Below are 17,419 nucleotides of genomic sequence, written 5' to 3'. Positions count from 1 at the left end.
GGAGGCAGGAGCGGAAGGTAATTCGCAGAACTGATTGGCCAGGGCGTTTATGGTGTGCCGCATGTTTCGTATCGAGACAGAAGTCGACAAGGAATGGCTCTCCCTGCTCCGGTCGCGGTTGCGCGACACGAACACGGCGGCTTCGCCCGTCCTGCGCGCCCTGCGGGGCACCCCCGCCGAGCGCGAACTCCCACTCCACGTATGGGCGTTGGACGAGAAAGGAAGCCTGGCCGGCGGGCTGGTCGGCCACACCTGGACGACCTGGCTGCACGTGGCGTACCTCTGGGTCGACACCCCGCACCGGGGCGGCGGCCTGGGCTCCCGCCTCCTCGCGGAAGCGGAGCGCACGGCACACGAGGAGCGCGCGTGCACCCACGCACGCCTGGAGACATGGGACTTCCAGGCACCGGACTTCTACCGGAAGCAGGGGTACGAGGTGGTGTGCGTGATCCCGGACTATCCGCCGGGGGTCACGGAGTACACGCTGACGAAGCGATTGCTGCCGAAGGCTCCCTGAGGCGCTCACCACGGGCCGCCTTTACGCCGGTCTCAGGCAAGACAAAGGCAAGCCTCAGGTAAGAGCTCTAACGTGCCGCCCCATGAGCATCCTGCGGAAGCTGAACTCCAAGCTTGGCGAGACGACCGGCTACCAGATCCGCCGGGTCCCCGCGCCGAAGGCCGCCGCGACCGTCGAGCCCGGGACCCTCGGCGCCGTACCGAAGCCGCGTTCGCCGCGGCCGGCCCGGCTGCCGGCCGCGCCCCGGCATCCCGTGGACCCGGAGGTGGACCGTCTCCTGGACCGCCCGGTCTTCGTGCTGGCCCCCGTGCGCTCGGGCTCGACGCTGCTCCGCATGATGCTGGGCGCCCACTCCGAGCTGCACGCCTCGCACGAGCTGCATCTGACCGGCCTGGAGGTCTACTTCACGTCGGGCAGCCCCACGGAGCGCTCCTTCGAGGCACTCGGCCTCGGCTACGAGGACCTGGAGGGCCTGCTCTGGGACCGCGCCCTGCACCGGGAACTGGTCAAGTCGGGCAAGCCGTTCATCGTGGAGAAGACGCCGGGCAACACCTTCCAGTGGCAGCGCATCGCCGAGACCTGGCCCGACGCCCGGTTCGTCTTCCTGCGCCGCCACCCGGCCGCGGTGTCCCGCTCCTGGCACGAGGCGGTCCCCGACCGCACCCGCGAGGAGGCGGCGACCAGGGTCCTCCAGTACATGGAGGCGATGGAGGAGGCCCACGCGAAACTCGGCGGCCACATCCTCACGTACGAGAACCTCACCGCCGACCCCGCCACCGAGCTCCGCGCCCTCTGCGACTTCCTGGAGCTGGACTGGCAGCCCGGCATGCTGGAGTACGGCGTCAGCCTGGAGGGCGCGGTCCTGGGCGGCGGCTTCGGCGACTGGAACGACAAGATCCGCTCGGGAAGGGTCCAGCCGGGGCGGCCGGCTCCGGCACCCGCGGAGATACCCGAGGTGCTGCGGGAGATGTGCCGGACGTGGGGGTACCTGTAGGGGCGGAGCCCTGTAGGGGCCAGGGAGGGCGGGGGTCAGCCGAACGCCCGGCTGCTGTGCACGAGCAGCTCGCGCAGGGCGGGGCCGGGCGTTCCTCTCCAGGTCAGGGCGAGCAGGGCCGGTGTCTCGACGTCGTCGATGGTGCGGGCGGTGAGGCGGTCGCGGTGGCCCGCGGCCATCGACTCGCTGAGGACGGCGACGCCGAGCCCGCGGGCGGCGAGGTCGGCGATGGCCTCCGCGGAGCTGGCCTGCAACGCGATGGCCGGGTGGATGTCCTGTGCTGCGCAGGCACGGTCGAACACCGCGCGCAGGCCGGTCCCGGGTGGCATACAGACGATCGGGTGGGCGGTCAGGTCGCGGAGAGAGACCCGTCGCTGTTCCGCCAGGGGGTGCCCGGCCGGAACCGCCACGACGAGCCGCTCGCTGATGATCGTCAGTGCGTCGAGCCCGTCGGGGGTGGCGGTCGCGGTACCGATGAGAGCCAGGTCGACGGCGCCGGTGCGCACCCCCTCGACGAGCCGGTCGGAGTTGTCCTCCAGCAGGGAGATCTCCACACCGGGATGGGCCCGGTGAAACGCGGCGAGAGCGTCGAAGAGCGGTGTGACCGTGCACCCGATGACCATTCCGACGGTGAGCCGGCCACGGATCAGGTCGGTCACCTCACCCACCGCCTGGCCGACCGCCTCGGCTGCGGCGAGCGCGGCGCGGGCGGGTCCGAGCGCGGCCTTTCCCGCGACGGTGAGGGTGGCGGTGCGCGTCGACCGGTCGAACAGCTCGGCGCCGAGTTCATGTTCCAGTCGGCGGATCTGGGCGCTGACACCGGACTGGCTGATGTGTACCCGCTCGGCGGCCCTGGTGAAGTTCCGCTCTTCGGCGACGGCGACGAAGTACTCCAACTGCCTCAGTTCCATGACTGCCGATTCTAGTTTCCAGAAGAACCATCTGTTGGACTTCTGACGGCCGGATGACCAGGCTGGGAAGCAGACCGCAGCCCCACGAACCGTCAGGAGGCAACCGTGCCGGAGTACGAGAAGGCCATGCGGCCCGAGGACATCACCCGCTTGTTCGTCGAACGGTCCAACGCGGGTGACGCGGCCGGGGTCGCCGCGCTCTACGAGGAGGACGCGGTGCTGGCGTATCCGCCCGGCGAGCGGACGGTGGGCCGGGAGGCGATCCGCGCGCTGTGGGAGAAGGTGCTGGCCGACCGTCCCCGCTTCGAACCGGAGCAGCCGCTGCCGACGCTGGTCAGCGGGGACATCGCCCTCACCTCGACCCCGCCGAAGGACGGGACCGGCGCCCGGGCCCAGGTCGTCCGCCGCCGGCCCGACGGAAGCTGGCTGCGCCTGCTCGACCAGCCGGAGTTCGCGCCTCCCACGCGCTGACCAGTTACGTCGACCGGCCGCTTCAACCGGTCACTTCACCCTGCGCGCCCCCGCCGAAGGCACCGCCGCGAACACCCGGGGCGCGGTGAACCCGGCCGCGCCGAAGGCCTCCTCCACGGCCTTGCCGACCCGGTCCGCGTCCTCCGCCTCGACCAGGACGATCGCCGAGCCGCCGAAGCCGCCGCCCGTCATGCGGGCGCCCAGGGCGCCGGAGTCGACCGCGGCCTCGACCACCAGGTCGAGTTCCGGGCACGAGACCCGGAAGTCGTCGCGGAGGGAGGCGTGGCCCTCCGTCAGGATCGGGCCGATGGCGCGGGTGTCGCCGCCGGACTTCAGCAACCGCACCACCCTCTCGACGCGGTGGTCCTCCGTCACCACGTGCCGTACCAGGCGCCGCACCTCCTCGTCGGCGCCCGCGTCGGCCAGGCGGGTCAGCGCCGCGTCCAGGTCCTCGTACGCCACGTCCCGCAGCGCGGTCACTTCCAGGAGTTCCGCGCCCCGTTCGCAGCCCGCCCGGCGCTTGCCGTACTCGCCCTCGCTGTGGGAGTGCTTGACCTGGGTGTCGACGACGAGGAGGCGCATGCCCTCGGCCGCCAGGTCGAAGGGGATCTGGTCCTGGGAGAGGTCCCGGGTGTCGAGGAAGAGCGCGTGGCCCGCGGTGCAGCATGCCGACGCCGTCTGGTCCATGATGCCGGTCGGGGCGCCGACGTACACGTTCTCCGCGCGCTGGCACAGGCGGGCCAACTGCCAGCGTTCCAGGCCGAGTTCGTACAGGTCGTTCAGGGCAAGGGCGACCACGACCTCCAATGCCGCCGACGACGAGAGGCCCGCGCCCGTCGGTACCGTCGAGGTCAGGTGGATGTCCGCGCCGGCCGATACCGACGCGTGGCCCGCGTCCCGCAGCGCCCAGATCACGCCCGCCGGGTACGCCGTCCAGTTCTTGTCCGACTCGGGCAGCAGGGCGTCGACCCGCAGCTCCACGACCCCGCCCTCCACGTCCGACGAGTGCAGGCGTACGACGCCGTCCGTGCGGCGGGAGACCGCTGCCACCGCCGTGTGCGGGAGGGCGAAGGGCATGGCCGATCAGGTTGACCCGGCCCGGCGCCGCCCACACTCCCTCCGGTGCCGTCCCGTACAGCCCCTCGAAAACCTCGGCGACATCCGCAGTCGTCATGCCCTCTACCTCTGACCTTTCCTGTCGTACGTGCCAGGCCTGGCAGGCCTTGCTACCTGCTACTTGCTGTGCCGCTGCGCGAACTCCCACGCGTCCGCGACGATTCCGGCAAGGTCGGACCGGGTCGGGTTCCAGCCGAGGCGGGTGCGGGCGCGGTCGGCGGAGGCGACCAGGACCGCCGGGTCGCCACCCCTGCGCGGGGCCACGACCTCCGGGATCGGGTGCCCGGTGACCCGGCGCACCGTCTCGACGACCTCGCGGACCGAGAAGCCCTCGCCGTTGCCGAGGTTGCAGATCAGGTGTTCGCCCGCCGTCGCGGACGCGAGGGCCAGCAGGTGGGCGTCGGCCAGGTCGGCGACGTGGATGTAGTCCCGTACGCAGGTGCCGTCCGGGGTCGGGTAGTCCTCGCCGTAGACCGAGATCGCGTCCCGCTTGCCCTGGGCGACCTGGAGGACCAGGGGGATCAGGTGGGACTCGGGGTCGTGGCGCTCGCCCTGGGTGGCGTACGCGCCGGCCACGTTGAAGTAGCGCAGCGACACGGCGGCGAGGCCGTGGGCCGTCGCCTCGCTGGTGATCATGTGGTCGACGGCCAGCTTCGAGGCGCCGTAGGGGTTCGTCGGGGACGTGCGGGCCGTTTCGACGATCGGGGTCGTCTCCGGCTCGCCGTACGTCGCGGCGGTCGAGGAGAAGACCAGCTTGCGTACGCCGGCCTCGCGCATCGCCGTGAGCAGCGCCATCGAGCCGCCGACGTTGTTGTCCCAGTACTTCTCGGGCTTGACGACCGACTCGCCGACCTGGGAGGAGGCCGCGAAGTGGAGGACGCCATCGAACGAGGAGTCGAGCCACTTGGCGGCGTCCTTGATGTCGCCCTCCACGAACGTGGCACCTGCCGGGACGCCCTCCCGGAAGCCCGTCGAGAGGTTGTCGAGGACGACGACCTCGTGGCCGGCCTCCAGCAGGTGCTGGGCGACCACCCCGCCGACATAGCCCGCACCACCGGTGACCAGGTACTTACCGCTCATGAACTCGCTACCTCTCGCAGTCGCTGGGCCGCGGATTCCGGCTGGATGTCGTTGATGAACACGCTCATCCCCGACTCGGAGCCCGCGAGGAACTTCAGCTTGCCGGAAGTACGGCGAATGGTGAAAAGCTCCAGGTGGAGTCCGAAGTCGTCGCGGTTGACGCCCTCGAACTCGTCCAGCGTGCCGAACGGCGCCTGGTGCCAGGCCGCGATGTACGGCGTCGGCGGCTCTCCTTCACCGAAGATCCGGTCGAAGCGCCTCAAGAGTTCCAGGTACACCTGGGAGAATTCTGTGCGGGCCTCCTCGTCGAGCGCCAGCAGGTCCGGCACCCGGCGGCGCGGGTAGAGGTGCACCTCGTACGGCCAGTGGGCGGCGTACGGCACGAAGGCCACCCAGTGGTCGGTCGCCAGCACGAGGCGCTCGCCCGCCAGTTCCTTCTCCATGATCGCGTCGAAGAGGTTCTCGCCGCCCGTCGCCTCCTTGTGCGCGGCCACCGAGCGGAGCATCAGGGCCGTGCGGGGCGTGGTGAAGGGGTACGCGTAGATCTGGCCGTGCGGGTGACCGAGGGTGACACCGATCTCGGCGCCGCGGTTCTCGAAGCAGAACACCTGCTGGACGGCGGGCAGGTGCGACAGCTCCGACGTCCGGTCGGTCCACGCCTCCAGGACCAGGCGCGTCTGCTCCTCGGTGAGGTCGGCGAAGGACGAGTTGTGGTCGGAGGTGAAGCAGACGACCTCGCAGCGCCCCGAGTCGCCGGCCAGGGAGGGGAAGCGGTTCTCGAAGACGACCACGTCGTACGACGAGTCCGGGATCTCGCTCAGCCGGTCGCCCTCGGTCGGGCAGAGGGGGCACTCGTCGGCCGGGGGGTGGTAGATGCGGCCCTGGCGGTGGGAGGCGATCGCCACCTCGTCGCCGAGCAGCGGGTCCCGGCGTACCTGCGACGTGGTGACCGTGCGCTCCAGGGGGCGCCGGTCCACCGCGTCGCGCACTGTGTCGTCGCGCAGGTCGTAGTAGATGAGCTCACGACCGTCGGCGAGCCTCGTCGAGGTCTTCTTCACGCCGGACTCTCCATCCGTACCCAAACCAGCCATTACAAGCCACGTCATGCCAAGACAAGCGAAGCCAAGCTTCAAACAGAACCGAACACATCAAATCATAAATCCACAACCATCGGTACACCCAGGCGAGCCGTAGAACGTCCGCGGAGCCGGAGTTCACGGGAACTCCGGCTCCGCGGTCCGAAACGTGAGGATGTACGCCGTCGTCAGAAGTCCGGTCCGGGAGGTGCGAGCGGCGAGGGCGGTGAGTGCGGATGCACCGGACCCGCCCGGTCCAGCAGTCCCGTACGGGCCGCCAGCGCCGCCGCCTCCAGCCTCGACCCGACCCCCAGCTTCATCAGCACCCGCTGCACATGCGTACGGGCCGTACTGGGCGCGATCCCCATGCCGGCCGCGATCAGGCGGGTGTCCTCGCCGTCGGCGACCCGGACCAGGACCTCGACCTCCCTCGGGGTGAGCATCTGGAGGAGGCGCTGGCCCTCGTCGTCGGGCTGGGCGGCGGGGTTGAGCAGTTCGCTGAACGCGCCCTGGAGCAGCTGCGGAGCGACCGCGGCCTCGCCCGCCCTGGCCTTCATGATGGCGCGCTCGACGCCTTCTATGCGCTCGTCGTGACGTACGTACCCGGAAGCTCCCGCGGCGAAGGCGGCGGCGATTCCGCGCGGGTTGGGCACCGGGCCCAGCACCACGACCGCCACCTGCGGGCGCTCGCGCTTGATCCGCACGACCGGGTCGAACATGCCCGGCTCGGCCGGGGTCGCCGTGCCCAGCAGGCACACCTCCGGCGCGCGCGTGATCACCAGTTCCGCCGCGCCCGCGGCGGGCGCCGCCGCGGCGAGCACGCGGTGTCCGCGCAGCTTCAACGCCGAGGCGAGCGCCTCGGCGAGCAGTCGGTGGTCGTCGACCACCATCAGCCGCACTCCCATCGAGCCACCCCCCAGTCCCCCCAATGGTTGTCCCTTCTGGATGTCCATTGGTCCCCACGGACGGGAGCCCCCCGGCTCCCCCCGCTTCTCATGACCCCGGAAGCTACACGCTTGTTCGACGTTGCGCTTCCCCTACCGGAGAGAAGTGCCCCGGATCGCGGAAAATCCTCTCATTCGAGGGTGATGAGTAGTACGTGCACGGCCCCGCCCCTGAGCAGGGACGGGGCCGTCAACGCGGCGGTCGGCGATCAGTCGATCGTGTTCACTTCGTGCCGTACGCGATCGCCAGGTACCTGGTCTCCCCCGTGGTGGAGGGCTTGCGGGCGTAGACCTGGGACATGTAGAGGCGTCCGTCGGCGTAGATGAGCTCGGCGTACTCGGGCCGCATGCTGGACTCGACCTGGCGCACCGACTTCGTCGCCGGGTTCTCCATCAGCTTCGTCTGCTCGAAGGAGCCTCCGTCGATGCTGACGATCTGCCCGCCCTTGTCGTAGGGCGGGCTCTTGTACGCGATCACGTTGCCGTCGTCCATGGTCAGCGGCGCGATCGTGTAGCCCTCGCCCGCGTCGGCCCGCCCGCCGTCCTGCCTGCCGGTGGCGAGGTCGAAGGCCACGATCTCGTTGGTCCTGCTGTACTCGCCGGTGCCGTCGTGCTCCTCCGTCGGGAGGTACAGCCGGTCGTTGCCGACGGCCAGCTGGGTGCAGTACTCGATCTTGGTGACGCCCTTGCAGGTGGCGGCGTACCTGTCGCCGGGCGCCGAGATCTTCGTACGCAGCTGGCCCGTCTTGTTGTCGATGGAGAAGAAGTCGGAGATGCCGCTGCCGTCGCCCGCGGAGCGGTTGATGTCGGCGGCCACGACGAGCGGGTTCGTCGACACGATGCTGGCGTACTCGATGCCCTTGGCCATCGCGTACTCGGAGAGCACCTTGCCGGAGACCGGGTCGATGGTCTGGATGTTCAGCTGCCGCGCGTCGTACGCACCGCACTTGCGGACCGCGACCAGCTTCTCGCCGCCGCCGTAGCCCGCGTCGTAGCAGGAGTCGGTGGGCTTCGGGGCCCACAGGGACTTGCCGGTGATGTCGAATGCGGCGCCACCGCTGGTGCTGCCGACGGCGACCGTGTTCGCGCTGACCGTCACGTTGTCCAGGTTGATCGCCTGGTCGCCGGACTTGACCGTGCGGGTCCACAGCTTCTTGCCCGCGACGAGGTCGATCGCCGCGACCTGGCTACAGCCGTTGTAGGGCTTGTCCTTGGTCGGATTGGCGGGCTCGTACAGGATGGCGGTCTTGTCGTCCGCGGTGGTGTGACGGCTCGCCGCGCACACCGGGCCGGGCAGCGGGACCGTCCAGAGCTTGGTGCCCTTCACGGGGTCGTATCCGACGATCTCGGCCCGGCCGCTCTTGGCGTACACCGTGTCGGTGAGCCAGGACCCGACGACGGTGACGCTGTTCTCGTCGGCGCCGACGGCGGGCTCGGGGAGCTGGAAGAGGACCTTGGAGGCGGTGTTCGCGGGCGCCTTGTCCGTACCGCCGCTGCCGCCGGATCCCCCGGTGGTTCCCTCGGTGGTGCCGCCGGTCGTGCCGGAGCCCGTGTTCTTGGCGTCGCTCCGGCCGTCCTTGGAGGAGGAGTACCAGACACCGCCGCCGATGATCAGCGCGATCGCGGCGACGGCCGACACGATGATGACCGCCTGTGCGTTCAACTTCCTTGTGGGCGTGGGAGGTTGAGTCGGGTAGGCGGGCTGCGGCTGCTGCGGACAGCCGTAACCGGGAGGACCCTGCGGCGGCTGGGGCTGCTGCGCGTACGGGTTCGGGCCGGCCTGGGGATAGCCGTAGCCCGGGGGAGGCTGAGGGGGCTGGTTGGGCGGGGGCGGCGGCTGGGTCATGACGTGGGTACCTCGGGAGCGGAGGAGGGGACGGGGAGACGAAGAAGGAGAGGGCGCCTCACTTGCCGTAGGCGAGCATCAGCTTCTCCTTCAGCTCGTCCCTGCCGCTCAGTCGGGTGGTGGAGAGATAGAAGCGGCCGTCGACCCAGTCGTACGCCCTGGAGTAGAAGCCGTTCTCGACGTCGGCCGCTGCCGCCGGGTTCTTCAGGAGCGTCGTCGGGGTGTGGCCGCTGCCGGTGACGGGGATCGACACGACCTGGCCGCCGGCGTCGTACGACGGCTCCACATAGGCGATGAGCTGGGCGCCCTCGACCTTCAGCGGCATCATCGACTCGTCGGCCGGTGACTTGGCGCGCCACTTCTCCTTGCCGGTGGCCAGGTTGATCGCGACGATCTCGTTGGCGCCGGTGGTCGCCTTGGTCGGCAGATAGAGGGTCTCGGCGTCGGTGGTGACGCCCTGGCAGCCCTGGAGGTCACGTTCGAGGATCGCCCAGCCGCACACGGGTGCGAAGGACTCGTCGACGGAGACCTCGGAACGGAAGCTGCCGTCGGCCTTGAGCGTGGAGATGTTCCACGACTTCTTGTCCTTGTTGGTGAGGTAGAGGACGACAGGGTCGACGGAGTACGCGCGCCCGACCGTCCAGCCCTTGGGGATCGGCCGGGTCCACTTGGCCGCACCGGTCTTCGGGTCCAGCTCCTGCACCTCGTCGTGCTCCGTGGAGGTGGACGCCCCGCAGGACGACACGACGATCAGCCGGGCGCCGCCGGCGAAGGCGGCGGGGAAGCAGGCGGCCCCGTACCTCACCTTGTCGAACAGCTTGGCGCCGGTCTTCAGGTCGTACGCCGTGCCGGACTGCGAGCGCCCGACCATCAGGGTCGTCCCGGTGAGCGTCAGCTCGACGCTGAGCGCGCTGTCGAACAGCGCCCCGTCGGCGACCTCGCCGCTCCAGCCCTTCGCCCCGGTGTTCACGTCGAGCACCTGGAGCTTGTTGCACTTGGCGCGATCACTGGCGCCGCTCATGTAGGCGATCACGATCTTGTCGTCGGCCGACTTCTGCGGAGTGACGGCACAGATCTTCTGCGGGAAGGCGACCGGCCCCCAGGCGGTGTTCCCGTCCCCGACCCGGAACGCGAAGACCTCCTTGTACGCCGCCTTCACGGCCACCTTGTCGGTGATCCACATGCCGTTGGCCTCGGCACCGGAGGCGGGCGCGTCCGGGGCGTCCTTGGACCAGAGCACCTTCGCCTCGCCGGCCTGGCGCCCCTCGTTGAGGTTGTCGGGGTCGGCGCCGGCAGCGCCGCCGCCAGCGTCGTCGCCGCCCTCACCGGCGTCGCCGGTGCTGGAGGGGGGCGCGGAGAGATCGGGACCGGTCTGCGTGCCGCCGGCCGCGGGCTTGTCGTCGTCGCCCCCGCCGCTGGTGACGGCGTACACCGTGCCCCCGATGACGAGCAGCGCGGCGACGGCCGCCCCGAGCATCAGCGCGGGCCGCCCCTTGAAGGGGTTACGGGAAGGCGGCGGCGGGGGTACGGGGGCGCCGGGGAACTGCGGGGGCTGCTGGCCCGGGTAGCCGTAGCCGGGGGTGGGCGCCCCGTACGCCGGGGGCTGCTGGGGGTAGGGGCCGGGCTGGGCGCCGTACGGGCCCGGTTGGGCGTACGGGCCGGGCTGCTGCGGATAGCCGTACCCCGGCTGGGGCGTGGGCGGGGCCGGCGGCAGGGGCGGCGGGGCCCCGTACGGCGATCCCTGCGCCCCTGGCGCCTCTGGCTGCGGAGTCTCCGGCGGTGGGCCGAAGCCGCCCTGGGGCGGTCCCTGGGGCGGTTGTTGGCTGGGCGGCTGGGTCATCAGCACGTTCCCCCTTCAGCTGATTTTTAGCCACGCCCCGAGGTACGCGATCGGTGCGCGGACGCACGCGGGAGGTACTCGGGGAGTTCTCAGAGGGCTCTTTCTACCACTCCGCGGCTACCCCTCACCGGACTGTATCCGCCCCTGGACACCTCTGTTCCCAAGGGCGAACCCGCCCGTGATACCCCCGTTATGCGCGTTCACGCGCCCTTCACACCCTGTCTGCGAGTTTCACGGTTCCCGCGCGTCCGCCCGTACGGCGGCTATGCCTCGTCCGCGAGTTCCAGCCACCGCAGCTCCAAGTCATCGCGCTCGCCGGAGAGTTCGCGCAGTTCGGCGTCGAGCTTGGCGACCTTCTCGAAGTCGGTGGCGTTGTCGGCGATCTGGGTGTGCAGCTTGCTCACCCGCTCGGACATCTTGTCCAACTGCCGCTCGATCTTCTGGAGTTCCTTCTTGGCCGCGCGGGTGTCGGCGGCGCTCTTCTCGGCGACGGCCTTGGCGGCGGGAACCGGTACGGCGGCTGCGGCCACCTCCTCCATCCGCCTGCGCCGCTCCAGGTACTCGTCGATGCCGCGCGGCAGCATCCGGAGGGCGGCGTCGCCGAGGAGGGCGAAGACGCGGTCGGTGGTCCGCTCGATGAAGAACCGGTCGTGGGAGATGACCACCATGGAGCCCGGCCAGCCGTCCAGGAGGTCTTCGAGCTGGGTGAGGGTCTCGATGTCGAGGTCGTTGGTGGGCTCGTCGAGGAAGAGGACGTTGGGCTCGTCCATGAGCAGACGCAGGATCTGCAGGCGCCGCCGCTCACCACCGCTGAGGTCCCCGACCGGGGTCCACTGCTTCTCCTTCCCGAACCCGAACGTCTCGCACAGCTGCCCGGCGGTCAGCTCGCGCCCCTTGCCGAGGTCGACCCGGTCCCGGATCTGCTGCACGGCCTCCAGCACCCGCAGGTTCGGGTCGAGCTCGCCGACCTCCTGGGAGAGATAGGCGAGCTTGACGGTCTTGCCGACCGCGACCCGCCCGGCGGCGGGCTGCGTCTCGCCCCCGCTGCGGGCGGCCTCGGCCATGGCACGCAGGAGGGAGGTCTTGCCGGCACCGTTGACCCCGACGAGCCCGATGCGGTCACCGGGGCCGAGCTGCCAGGTGAGGTGCTTGAGGAGCACCTTCGGCCCGGCCTGCACGGTCACGTCGTCAAGGTCGAACACGGTCTTGCCGAGGCGGGTCGAGGCGAACTTCATCAGCTCGCTGGTGTCCCGGGGCGGCGGTACGTCGGCGATCAGCTCGTTGGCGGCCTCGACGCGGAAGCGCGGCTTGGACGTCCGGGCGGGCGCCCCGCGCCGCAGCCAGGCCAGCTCCTTGCGGACGAGGTTCTGCCGCTTGACCTCTTCGGTGGCGGCGATGCGCTCGCGTTCGGCGCGGGCGAAGACGTAGTCGGTGTAGCCGCCCTCGTACTCGTACACATCGCCCTTCTGCACGTCCCACATGCGGGTGCAGACCTGGTCGAGGAACCACCGGTCGTGGGTGACGCAGACGAGCGCGGAGCGGCGCTCGCGCAGATGCCGGGCGAGCCAGGAGATGCCCTCGACGTCGAGGTGGTTGGTGGGCTCGTCGAGAACGATCAGGTCGGGCTCGTCGATGAGCAGCTTGGCGAGCGCGATCCGGCGCCGCTCGCCACCGGAGAGGGGCCCGATGACGGTGTCGAGGCCCTGCGGGAACCCGGGCAGGTCGAGTCCGCCGAAGAGCCCGGTGAGTACGTCCCTGATCTTGGAGTTCCCGGCCCACTCGTGGTCCGCCATGTCCCGGATGACCTCGTGGCGGACGGTGGCGGCGGGGTCCAGGGAGTCGTGCTGGGTGAGTACGCCGAGACGCAGGCCGCCGGAGTGGGTGACGCGCCCGGTGTCGGCCTCCTCCAGCTTGGCGAGCATCCGGATGAGGGTGGTCTTGCCGTCGCCATTACGACCCACGACCCCGATCCGGTCCCCCTCGGACACCCCGAGCGAGATCCCGTCGAGCAGGGCACGGGTCCCGTACACCTTGCTGACGTTCTCGACATTGACGAGGTTGACGGCCATTTCGCTCCTGAGATGGGGGTGGGTCGACCTTCCAGGGTAGTGGGCGGGTGGGGGCAGGGCTTCGGCGCAGTCGCCGGGCGTCCGGTTCGGGCGGTCTCGGTTCGGTGCTCAGCGAGGGCGGCCATCCCGTGCAACTGGTCACCTGGGGCCCGGACGAGTTGCTCGTGACCTCCCCGACGTCCGTAGACGACAGCGGCTGAGTTCCGGAGCCCCACCGTGGGCCTACCACGTGGGGTTGAGAGCGCTGGGAACTACCGCCGTGGTTTACCCGGAAAGTCAACCCAGCGGTGAACGCCCTCATGCCCCGCTCCTGGAAGGCTCCCCCTGATTGCGGGAGACCGCGATCACGACCGCACAACCACGACCGACAGCATGACCGACAGGGGGAACCACCCATGCGCATCCGTATGCTCGCGGCGACCACCACCGCCGTGGCCGCGCTGCTGGCCGGCGCTCCGACCGCGGCCTGGGCCGCACAGCCTTCCGCCGCCGCCGCTCCGACCGCGGCCTGGGCCGCACAGCCTTCCGTCTCCGCCGCCGCAGCCTGTTCCCTCCGCTGGAAGACCAGTGGCGGGTACTCCGGCTTCACCGCGGGCTACAGCTGGGCCTGGAACACGGTGGTCCAGCAGGGCGACGCCGGCAACAGCGTCCGTGAGATCCAGTGCCTGGTGAACAGCCACGTCTCGTACAACGGGCCGGACCTGGCCGTGGACGGTGACTACGGCGCCGCCACCAAGAGCGCGGTGCGGAGCCTGCAGGCCGACTGGAACCGCGACGTGAGTCCCATCAGCGTCGACGGCATCGTCGGCCCGCAGACCTGGCGCGTCCTGCGATCCGCCTGATCCGCACCACACCCACCACCCTGACAAAAACCAACAGGAAAGAGAAAACAGTGCGAGTTTCTCCGACGAGGACCGTTGTAAGCGTTGCTGCCGTCATCGGGATCGCCGCGGGGAGCCTGGCCGGCGCGAGTGCCGGCTTCGCGGCGTCCCAGCCGACTGCCAAGCCTGCGGCCAGAGCCCAGGGCGTCTCCGTCCTCGCGGTGAACAACCTCGGCCTGAACACGACCCAGGCCAAGCACTGGCAGTGCTGGCTGCGTGGATGGGGCTTCAACCCCGGCACGATCGACGGACAGCTGGGCACCAGCAGCTGGAAGGCGGCCCAGAATTTCTTCAACTACTACGGCGAATACGTCGACGGCAGACTCGTCGTGGACGGCGTCGTCGGGACCTCAACGATCAAGGCGCTGCAGAACTGGCTGGACGTCAGCGTCGACGGGGTCGCCGGAGCGCGGACAAGGTCCGCTTTCGCGAGCTTCAACAACACGAACTACTGCTAGGCCGAACCGCGGGTGCGGCCTGCTCGGGCAGTGCCGGGGATCCGGCCGTCCCGCTTCCTTCAGCCGCGCCTTCCGCACTGAAGCACGGTAGTCGACCGACTACGGACCCTTTCTCACCAGCATTTGCTGCCGCACGGCAGGAAAAACGGTAATCCCATCCGAAAGGTACGTGCATCGATGAGGGCCGAACTCTCCAAATACCGCGCACTTGCAGCAGCTCTCACCCTGGCGGCGGCTGTGATCACTCCAGTGGCAACCGCGAGTGGCGCTCAGGCGTACGCGGGCTGCGGGAGAACCGCACCCGACCGGGACGGCGGCGCGTGGCGTGGCACGGCGAACGGTGCCCACATGCGTTCCGGCTCCAGCACCGGGTGTTCCAGCAACGGGCTGGCCTACTCCGGAGACGCGCTGGACTACCACTGCTACACCTGGGGCGCGCAGGATTCACAGGGCACCACGATGGCCTGGACATACGCTCGGAATACCCGCACCGGCGTACAAGGCTGGCTGCGGACCGACGTTCTCAGTGACTTCGGCAGCATGGCCTACTGCGGCTTCTGACCACCGACAGCCGGACATCAGCCGGACATGACGACCCGGCGCCCGGCGGCCACCCGCGTCGTGTGGGCGTGGGCGTGGGCGAGGACTGAGCCGCAAGAACACCTGCCGAGGGCGACCTGAGCCGTAGCAGCCGCCCTCGGCACGTGGCGCACCTTGCCCGCTCCAGCTGCTCATCCGCGCCGTCTCCGCCCCCCCTCTACTACCGCCTGCTGACCACCGGCGACCGCCTCGGCGAAGCCGCCGCCGACCAGGCCGCCGCAGCCGCAGCGCGCGCGGGAGCCTACCTGCGGAGTGAATGAGGTCGTTTTCGTCAGCGTCTTCCCGCGCGGTCGAGGGCGTCCTCGGCCTGCGCGGCCAGGGTGGCGACCATGCCGCCGCACCACCAACAAGCCTGTGAACAAGCCCAGTTGGGGTCACATCTGCCCATCGCCCCACCTCTCGCACCGCCCATTACCCGGACGTAGGGATTCCCCTCATTGACGTGATCCCTTCAATTCCGTCACGGTGTGCCCACGGAGACGCCACCCCCCTCACCCCCCACACGTCCCCGTACCACTCGTGCACCTCGAACAAGAGGGGAACCACCCCGTGTCCGTACCGCACTCCCCCACACGCATGTCCACCGCCGGGCGCCCCAGACGCGGCAGGCTCGCCGCGCTCGCCGCCGTCGCCTCCGCGTTCGCTCTCGGTGGCGCCGCCGTCTCGCCCGCCGCCGCGGCCACCCCGCCCGTCGGGGTGATCCAGGGCGCCGACGCCGAAGGCGCCATCAAGGACAGCTACATCGTCACCCTCAAGGACAGCGCCGGTTTCCGGGCCGCCTCCAGCAAGGGCAGGGCGCTCGCCACCCGCTACGGTGCCGAGGTCGAGCGGACCTACACGTCGGCCCTCAACGGGTACGCGACCGAGATGACCGAGGCCGAGGCCGAGCGGCTCGCCGCCGACCCCGCCGTCGCGAAGGTCGTGCAGAACAAGACCCTGCACATCAACGACACGCAGACCGGCCCCACTTGGGGGCTCGACCGCATCGACCAGGCCGATCTGCCGCTCGACTCCGCCTACACCTACCCGGCCGGCGCGGGCAGCGGCGTGACCGCCTACGTCATCGACACCGGTGTACGGATCACCCACACCGACTTCGGCGGACGGGCCTCCTACGGCTACGACGCCATCGACGGCGACACCAGCGCGGGTGACGGCAACGGGCACGGTACGCATGTCGCCGGGACCGTCGCCGGTGCCACGTACGGTGTCGCCAAGGCCGCCAAGATCGTCGCCGTGCGCGTGCTCGACGACTCGGGGTCGGGGACCACCGACCAGGTCGTCGCCGGTATCGACTGGGTGACCGCGAACCACGTCAGCCCGGCCGTCGCCAACATGTCGCTCGGCGGCAGCGCGGACGCCGTACTGGACGAGGCCGTCGCCAACTCCATCGCCTCGGGCGTCACTTACGCCGTGGCCGCCGGCAACGACAACACCACCGCGTCCTCGAACTCCCCGGCCCGCGTCGCGTCCGCGATCACGGTGGGCTCCAGCACGAGTGCCGACGCGCGGTCCTCGTTCTCCAACTACGGCTCCGCACTGGACCTCTTCGCGCCGGGCTCCAGCATCACGTCGACGTACAACACGTCGAACACCGCCACCGCCTCGCTCTCCGGTACGTCGATGGCGTCCCCGCACGTCGCCGGCGCGGCGGCCGTCTACCTGGGCGAGAACCCCGGCGCCACGCCCGCCCAGGTCACCACCGCGCTGACCTCGGCCGCCTCCGGTTCCACCCTCACCGGCGTCGGCACCGGCAGCCCCAACCTGCTGCTCCAGGTCACCCCCAGCGGCGAGGACGACGACGGTGGCGACACCGGCACCGCCTTCGAGTCGACCACCGACGTGACCATCACGGACGCCGGATCGGCCGTCTACTCGCCGATCACCGTCAGCGGCATCACCGGCAGCGCGCCCAGCGACCTGTCCGTGTACGTCAACATCGTGCACACCTACCGCGGTGACCTCGTCATCGACCTGGTCGCACCGGACGGCTCCACCTACCGCCTGAAGAGCAGCAGTTCCTCGGACTCCACCGACAACGTCGACGCCACCTACACGGTCGACGCGTCCAGCGAGACCAGCGTCAACGGGACCTGGCAGCTCAAGGTCCAGGACGTCTACAGCGCCGACACCGGCTACATCAACAGCTGGAAGCTCACGTTCTGAGTCTGCTGACCTTTCTGGCCTGCTGAGTCACCCCAGCTCAGGGGGCGCGATGGCCTTCGAGGTAACGGTTCACACGCGAACGTCGGCCGGAAAAGGGCGGCGCCTCCGATCTACCAGGAGGCGCCGCCTCCTCCTGGGCCTTCCCTCACCTGGGACCAGGGCTCGGAGATGGCCGCCTACCAGGCGTTCACCATCGCCACCGACATCCCGGTCCACCTCTGCAACCCGGCCAGTCCCTGGCAGCGCGGCTCCAACGAGAACACCAACGGCCTGCTCCGGCAGTACTTCTCCAAGGGCACCGGCCTGTCCGTCCACACCCGCAAGCACCTGGACGCAGCCGCCGCCGAACTCAACAGCCGCCCACGCAAAGCGCTCGGCTGGGAAACCCCAGCCGAGCGCCTGTCGGAACTGCTCGCGGCCTGATCAACCGACCACGTGTTGCAACGACCT

Annotated in this window: 14 protein-coding genes and 2 pseudogenes; 8 read left to right on the top strand and 8 right to left on the bottom strand. The window is 70.1% G+C overall.

Going from position 1 to position 17,419, the window contains the following annotated elements; genetic code table 11:
- Positions 1-49 precede the first annotated feature (49 nt).
- Complete coding sequence (locus tag IEY89_RS02520; protein WP_189145695.1) at positions 50-517, top strand: GNAT family N-acetyltransferase; 468 nt, start codon at positions 50-52, stop codon at positions 515-517.
- A gap of 82 nt (positions 518-599) precedes the next feature.
- Positions 600-1,511, top strand: a complete 912-nt coding sequence (locus IEY89_RS02515) for a sulfotransferase family protein (protein WP_189145530.1) — start codon at positions 600-602, stop codon at positions 1,509-1,511.
- Between the two features lie 35 nt (positions 1,512-1,546).
- Here the strand turns inward: IEY89_RS02515 and IEY89_RS02510 are convergent, their stop codons facing one another.
- A complete protein-coding gene (locus IEY89_RS02510; protein WP_189145529.1) occupies positions 1,547-2,422 on the bottom strand; it encodes a LysR family transcriptional regulator in 876 nt (291 codons plus the stop codon).
- A 105-nt stretch (positions 2,423-2,527) separates the two neighbouring features.
- Here IEY89_RS02510 and IEY89_RS02505 point away from each other — a divergent pair, with 105 nt between their 5' ends.
- A complete protein-coding gene (locus tag IEY89_RS02505; RefSeq protein ID WP_189145528.1) occupies positions 2,528-2,893 on the top strand; it encodes a YybH family protein in 366 nt (121 codons plus the stop codon).
- A 30-nt stretch (positions 2,894-2,923) separates the two neighbouring features.
- On the opposite strand, the pseudogene galK reads toward IEY89_RS02505, so the two are convergent.
- The 7 genes and pseudogenes from galK to IEY89_RS02470 all read right to left on the bottom strand — a co-directional run bounded on the left by galK (position 2,924) and on the right by IEY89_RS02470 (position 12,864).
- A pseudogene (galK, locus tag IEY89_RS02500) lies at positions 2,924-4,067 on the bottom strand (galactokinase).
- A gap of 59 nt (positions 4,068-4,126) precedes the next feature.
- Positions 4,127-5,089 (bottom strand): UDP-glucose 4-epimerase GalE, encoded by a 963-nt coding sequence (gene galE / locus IEY89_RS02495; RefSeq protein WP_189145527.1) that lies wholly within the window; start codon positions 5,087-5,089, stop codon positions 4,127-4,129.
- Complete coding sequence (gene galT / locus IEY89_RS02490; protein WP_189145526.1) at positions 5,086-6,147, bottom strand: galactose-1-phosphate uridylyltransferase; 1,062 nt, start codon at positions 6,145-6,147, stop codon at positions 5,086-5,088. The genes galE and galT overlap by 4 nt, the downstream gene beginning before the upstream one ends.
- A 206-nt stretch (positions 6,148-6,353) precedes the next feature.
- The gene (locus tag IEY89_RS02485) at positions 6,354-7,070 is read right to left on the bottom strand and encodes a helix-turn-helix transcriptional regulator (protein ID WP_189145525.1); all 717 of its coding nucleotides are present in this window, start codon (positions 7,068-7,070) and stop codon (positions 6,354-6,356) included.
- A 262-nt stretch (positions 7,071-7,332) separates the two neighbouring features.
- A complete protein-coding gene (locus IEY89_RS02480) occupies positions 7,333-8,955 on the bottom strand; it encodes an outer membrane protein assembly factor BamB family protein (RefSeq protein ID WP_189145524.1) in 1,623 nt (540 codons plus the stop codon).
- Between the two features lie 58 nt (positions 8,956-9,013).
- Positions 9,014-10,795, bottom strand: coding sequence for a PQQ-binding-like beta-propeller repeat protein (locus IEY89_RS02475; protein ID WP_189145523.1), 1,782 nt, complete (start codon positions 10,793-10,795; stop codon positions 9,014-9,016).
- Positions 10,796-11,058: 263 nt separating this feature from the next.
- The gene (locus IEY89_RS02470) at positions 11,059-12,864 is read right to left on the bottom strand and encodes an ABC-F family ATP-binding cassette domain-containing protein (RefSeq protein WP_189145522.1); all 1,806 of its coding nucleotides are present in this window, start codon (positions 12,862-12,864) and stop codon (positions 11,059-11,061) included.
- A gap of 395 nt (positions 12,865-13,259) precedes the next feature.
- Here IEY89_RS02470 and IEY89_RS02465 point away from each other — a divergent pair, with 395 nt between their 5' ends.
- From IEY89_RS02465 to IEY89_RS02445, 5 genes and pseudogenes are all read left to right on the top strand, one after another.
- Positions 13,260-13,706: a peptidoglycan-binding domain-containing protein gene (locus IEY89_RS02465; protein WP_189145521.1), complete on the top strand. Its 447-nt coding sequence runs from the start codon at positions 13,260-13,262 to the stop codon at positions 13,704-13,706.
- A 50-nt stretch (positions 13,707-13,756) separates the two neighbouring features.
- Positions 13,757-14,203, top strand: a complete 447-nt coding sequence (locus IEY89_RS02460; protein ID WP_189145520.1) for a peptidoglycan-binding domain-containing protein — start codon at positions 13,757-13,759, stop codon at positions 14,201-14,203.
- Between the two features lie 249 nt (positions 14,204-14,452).
- The gene (locus IEY89_RS02455; protein ID WP_229695012.1) at positions 14,453-14,764 is read left to right on the top strand and encodes an SH3 domain-containing protein; all 312 of its coding nucleotides are present in this window, start codon (positions 14,453-14,455) and stop codon (positions 14,762-14,764) included.
- Between the two features lie 615 nt (positions 14,765-15,379).
- A complete protein-coding gene (locus tag IEY89_RS02450; protein WP_189145519.1) occupies positions 15,380-16,969 on the top strand; it encodes a S8 family peptidase in 1,590 nt (529 codons plus the stop codon).
- Between the two features lie 141 nt (positions 16,970-17,110).
- Positions 17,111-17,392: pseudogene (locus IEY89_RS02445) on the top strand (IS30 family transposase); the annotation flags it as partial.
- Positions 17,393-17,419: the final 27 nt, after the last annotated feature.

Source organism: Streptomyces lacrimifluminis, assembly GCF_014646095.1.
GTDB classification, from domain to species: domain Bacteria; phylum Actinomycetota; class Actinomycetes; order Streptomycetales; family Streptomycetaceae; genus Streptomyces; species Streptomyces lacrimifluminis.
The sequence above is the reverse complement of the archived record's forward strand: the minus strand, read 5'-3'. Positions and strand labels throughout refer to the sequence as shown.

Coding starts and splice junctions, on each gene's coding strand:
- IEY89_RS02450 (WP_189145519.1), top strand. CDS start 15,380: ATGTCCACCGCCGGGCGCCCCAGACGCGGCAGGCTCGCCGCGCTCGCC.
- IEY89_RS02515 (WP_189145530.1), top strand. CDS start 600: ATGAGCATCCTGCGGAAGCTGAACTCCAAGCTTGGCGAGACGACCGGC.
- IEY89_RS02475 (WP_189145523.1), bottom strand. CDS start 10,795: ATGACCCAGCCGCCCAGCCAACAACCGCCCCAGGGACCGCCCCAGGGC.
- IEY89_RS02470 (WP_189145522.1), bottom strand. CDS start 12,864: ATGGCCGTCAACCTCGTCAATGTCGAGAACGTCAGCAAGGTGTACGGG.
- IEY89_RS02465 (WP_189145521.1), top strand. CDS start 13,260: ATGCGCATCCGTATGCTCGCGGCGACCACCACCGCCGTGGCCGCGCTG.
- IEY89_RS02480 (WP_189145524.1), bottom strand. CDS start 8,955: ATGACCCAGCCGCCGCCCCCGCCCAACCAGCCCCCTCAGCCTCCCCCG.
- IEY89_RS02520 (WP_189145695.1), top strand. CDS start 50: ATGGTGTGCCGCATGTTTCGTATCGAGACAGAAGTCGACAAGGAATGG.
- IEY89_RS02510 (WP_189145529.1), bottom strand. CDS start 2,422: ATGGAACTGAGGCAGTTGGAGTACTTCGTCGCCGTCGCCGAAGAGCGG.
- IEY89_RS02485 (WP_189145525.1), bottom strand. CDS start 7,070: ATGGGAGTGCGGCTGATGGTGGTCGACGACCACCGACTGCTCGCCGAG.
- galE (WP_189145527.1), bottom strand. CDS start 5,089: ATGAGCGGTAAGTACCTGGTCACCGGTGGTGCGGGCTATGTCGGCGGG.